Origin of the sequence: Pseudoalteromonas sp. bablab_jr011, assembly GCF_016464045.1 — a bacterium.
Taxonomy (GTDB): Bacteria; Pseudomonadota; Gammaproteobacteria; order Enterobacterales; family Alteromonadaceae; genus Pseudoalteromonas; species Pseudoalteromonas lipolytica.
Map to the genome: position 1 here is coordinate 1 of NZ_JACDWU010000339.1, position 4,712 is coordinate 4,712.

Annotated in this window: 3 protein-coding genes; all 3 read right to left on the bottom strand. The window is 38.9% G+C overall.

Annotated features, from left to right (window positions below; all coding sequences use genetic code 11):
• Positions 1-212: 212 nt before the first annotated feature.
• From JIG41_RS22665 to JIG41_RS22675, 3 genes are read right to left on the bottom strand one after another with little or no spacing between them, the layout of a single operon-like run.
• The gene (locus JIG41_RS22665) at positions 213-2,810 is read right to left on the bottom strand and encodes a TraC family protein (protein ID WP_138558889.1); all 2,598 of its coding nucleotides are present in this window, start codon (positions 2,808-2,810) and stop codon (positions 213-215) included.
• A gap of 14 nt (positions 2,811-2,824) precedes the next feature.
• Positions 2,825-3,544: a TraV family lipoprotein gene (locus tag JIG41_RS22670; protein ID WP_063529907.1), complete on the bottom strand. Its 720-nt coding sequence runs from the start codon at positions 3,542-3,544 to the stop codon at positions 2,825-2,827.
• A 6-nt stretch (positions 3,545-3,550) separates the two neighbouring features.
• Positions 3,551-4,285, bottom strand: coding sequence for a DsbC family protein (locus tag JIG41_RS22675; protein WP_036973974.1), 735 nt, complete (start codon positions 4,283-4,285; stop codon positions 3,551-3,553).
• Positions 4,286-4,712 lie beyond the last annotated feature (427 nt).

Consider the following 4,712-nt stretch of genomic DNA (forward strand, 5'->3'; position numbering starts at 1 on the left):
AGAATAATCGTGACCAATTAGGTGAAAGGTTGATTTACCTAAATCAATACCTATGACTTTTGCAACTGACATGATGGTTTCCTCCTGTAATAGCCAACACTATGAGTTTAGCTAATGGGTGGGGCGTACCATCTAATTAACTTGTTAGTACCACGGTCAGCAACTAGTACACAATCGACTGTCAGTCAATATACGTGTATGAACAAAGGTAACTACCCCCTACCCTTCTCTTTATTTGCAAGCTCTAGAGCTTCTTTAATTGAATAACCTTGAGACTTAAACTTGTCTACTAACTCCCTGTCATCTGGATCTGTTGAGTAAACTAGTTGGGTTTCTTTATCTACAAAAAGCTTAACTATTTCCCTCGATTGCCCGTATCTCACTAAGATTTCTGAGTAATGGCCCTTATCAGTATGAACGCTTTTCATTAAATCATAGTCTTGATCTGTACCATCATACGCTTTTAACTCTTTGAGTTTATCAACGGCTTCCGGTTCCTGGGCCAACATAAACTTCCATGGACTATTGTTAACAATGGCCATCCCTGCTTGGCTTTGGTAAGCATCAAGTAAGCTCTGTGTGATACAAATGCCAGCTGCACGTGTTTTCCTGAATCGACGCCAACCAGTTTCAAGGAACTCCGCTAGATAATTGATTTTACCCGGCTTGCCTTTAAGGTATTCCCAAGCTTCATCGAGAATGAAAAGTTTTCTTTGTTTGTTGCCTGATAAAAACATTGCATGTTGAGCTGCGTTGATAAGGCTCATCAGAACACATTGTGATAAGTGAGGTTGCGAGGATAGTTCATCCATCTCACAAACGATTAATCGTGATTTGAAGTTTATTGGTGGGTATTTCTTACCAAAAAAGTCTCCAAAAATTCCGCCTTCACACCATGGTTTTAGTTGGCGCCCTATCCTCTTTATTTCAACATCTTGGTGCTTTTCACACAGCTCAGAAAAGTCTGTGATTGATGAATCTTTCCCTTTAAGGTTCCAAAGCTCAGTGAGTACTGTAAGCATCTCTGTAGATTGGTAGTCACTTAAATCTCCTGATTCTGACGCCATTGCTTTCAGCAAGGAATGAACCATGGCTGCTTGACCTTCTTTGCCATAAAAGTCATCAATATTTGCAAATGGATCAAGTGAAAACTTCATGTTCTCATTGAAGTCAATGAATTGAGCATTCTTATACTGGCTTGCTAAGTTTTCATATGATCGACCTTTGTCAATAACAAACACTTGAGCGCCGTCAGTATCGCTGTCCACATCAAGCCGGCTTTTAACACCAGAGCCTAGGTATGAAGTGATTAGCTTATTATTGAAAAATGACTTACCAGCTCCAGAGCGAGCGCAAATAAGTGCATTAAAGGAGCCGTCTGTTTCAAATATATCTAAACCGAATATTTGCCCAAAGCGCGTGACAAATTCTAGAATTGGCCGTGAGGTGTTTCCTTTCCAACTCGCGCTATGTGGTAATAAAAATACAGCCCCTTTTGCCGTCCATTCATCAAACCGGTCTGATAATTTTATATATTCATCATCAAGGCCAAGGGGTAAAGCGTTTAAGAAAGTGCTAGGTGCCAAAATTGTTTCTATGTTGAATTTATACTCTTTACGCTTGAAGAATGCCTGCAATTTCCTAGTCGCCGTGAATGTTTCTTTCTTACTTTCACCAAGGATTATTAAATTAAGGCTAATTTTACATAATCTGGAGTTTTTAAGTTCATCTTCGATTGCAAAGTAGTCTTGTGCCTGGTCTTTTAAGGTTGAAACCCACTCCAGCATTTTTCCTTTTGCTTGTTTTTTTAGCCATTTGTTACGGCGATCAAATTCTTCATTTGCCGAATGAATACTTGGTAACTGTACGTTAAGTGTCATTAAATATGGGTTCCAGGCAACCGTACGCTTGCCAAAACGCCAATCACCTAGCAGGTTTATAATATCACCGTAGTTCAAGTAATCGGGTGTTTGCTTGAGGGTCATGACTGAGGCAAATCCATTTGACTTCTCATCTAAAGATGAAAATTCTAGACCATATTCATCACGGTTAATTATTCCGCCCTGCTCTAATATTTGTGCACCAAGTGGGACAAGCTTGTTGATTTTTACTTTATCTCGCCAAAGCGCATTAGGTGAGTGATTGAAGAAAGTCTGCATTCTTGAAAGCCATTCTTCATCATTTAAAATCAATGGGGCTAAGCCTAACCCTTCGAATATTGAATATGTTCTATCTTTTATCTCTAGGAACTCTTTGAGCTCTTTATCGGAAGGGATAAAGTTTTTAACTGGGATTTTTACTGTGATCCAATGTTCAAAATCTCTTGGCCGGATACCTGATTTTTTATCAAGAGACTCTTTTCTTGCTTTAGAGTAATAATTAATTACTGATTCGCTCATTGCATCAGCAAGCTCACCGTCTTCACCACCAATCCGCTTCCCTCGTAGTTGCCTGTAACCATTTAGAAAGCTATCTATTCGTGGTAAAGCAGCTAGGCTTAGTTGAATTAATGTGTTGTGAGGAAACTCATCAGATAGAAAGCCTTCGTAGGCTGTTCTTATTTCGTTGTTTACCCCGTTAGTTGGTTGGCAGGCGATAACAAATCCAATGTAACCGCCTTCCATTAAGAACATTTGATATTCTTTAATATATTCCATTACACAGTTTAATTCTGCGGCTTTATTACCTCCGAGAAGCTTTTGTTGATCTTCAATGGTGCTTCGCCAAAGGGGGCCAGCAAAATTCTGCTGGGTTTCTTCGATATCAGGGTTCAATATCTTTTCGATAGCTTCTTGGATTTTATTTAGCATGCTATACACCTATTTTACTTATTAGCCTCAGGCTGAGGTCTAGAAATGCTCAACGGATCGATACCTTTGGCCATAGTTTCTTTTCTTTGGCTTGTTACTTTGCTTTTCTTTATTGTTTGAAATGGTAATACTCGACTTGGGCGCATTTGAGCTTGATGGCCTGTTACCCAGCGTCTTGGTTGTAATTCAACATAAACGAAGCCTGGAATATTCAAATCTCCAGACTTATCTTCCCAAGCAGCAACATAAATACGCATTGCTTTAGCTTCTTCTAGAACAGCGAGAGGCTCTGGCGCGATATCATTTGGAACGTAATTGAAAGTTCTTAAGTCATCTAACTCATCGTGTGATTGTTTCGAATATGACATTGTGTCATTGCTAGCGATACCAACAATGTTGGCTTTGTCATAATCCTGTGCGTTTTGTCTTCGCAAACTTCTTGGTTCATATACGTATGTGATGTCTTCCCCTTCACTATTAACGTAAATGACTTTTTGGTTTCCTTCTGAATTTGACTTTTTTTCACCTTCGTTTTTTGCATATTCTGAAGTCATCATGTGCTCAAGGTGGTCTTGATTGTTGGTTAACTCATAAACCTCCATCGGCCCTTTACAGAGACCAAGTTCCGGTTTACCTGCGCATGAAAATTCCTCTTCACCAATCGTAAATGCTGAACACCCAGAAAATAATGAGGCTATGGCTAGAATTGAGCTGATTTTAAAGATTTCTTTCATTGCTAGTTACTCCATCTCAAGCCATGCATCAAAATCGCTTGGTAGCCCATTAAAGGTTAAACCATCTTCACGAACTAGGAATGGGGTTCCTCTAGCCTCAAGCAATCCCATAACGATAGGTGCTTTTTGAACAGCCTTTGCATCGCAGTCTTCTCTCATTTCTGTTGCTAGTTTTGTCTTGTTCATAAGGTCGATGACAGCTTTAGATTTATCAACAGCGCAATTTAGGCGTTTGGACTCTAGTAAAGATTGGCTGCCCAGCATCGCTGTTAGTACAAAGTCAACATTGTACTTTTCTGGAGATTGCTGAATTTTATTGAACAGGGCGTGGCAGTATCCGCAATTAGGGTCAACGAATATTGTTGCTTGCTTGGGTATGTCTTGGTTACCAAATGATAGTGTTGCAAGCTCATCTAGTTTTACGCCCATTTTTTCAAGAGGGACACGGTGAGCATTTCTTGCTTCGCTCAATTCATCAATAGTTCGTCTAAACCATGTATCAATTAACTGCCCTTGAAATACAAAGCGGCCATTCTTAGATACAAAATATGTTTGTCCTGATTTAGTCTTAACCAGCATTAAGTTTTCAACAGGGAGTTCTTGAATACCTTCGATATCACCTTTTTGAGAAAGAGTTTGTTTTAATTCTTTCGGATTAATTGATTTCGCCATTGAAGATACGCTTAAAAGACTTACAGTTGCTAATAGACCAATAGCCGTAATTGTTTTCTTTAGTGACATTGTGACTTACTCTTTAAATTGACATACATGTCATTGTAATCTTGGCTATAGAGTGAAAAGGGGAGATTAATTACTGATTTTTACTTTTTTTCATGGATTTGGACAAAACAGAGTTTTACTAACTCGATGGTTGATATGCTTGTTTAATCAACAAATTAAGGTGAATTTAGGATACTCAAAGCTCTAAATACTTAGTTTTAGGCATGATAAAGCCTTAGGTTGGTAAAATACTGATCTAAGGTTAAGGTTGATATATACCAACCTTAACGAATAAAGTTTATCTTGCTTTGAACATTAGGCTTGCGCAATCTCACCCTTTCAAGGGCGAGTCAAGCAAGAGGTAACTAGTCTTTTTTCTGACTTAAAGCGCGTGAAGTTTTTACGGCTCTTTCACTTGGCGGTGTGTTTTGATTTTCAATGTACTGCT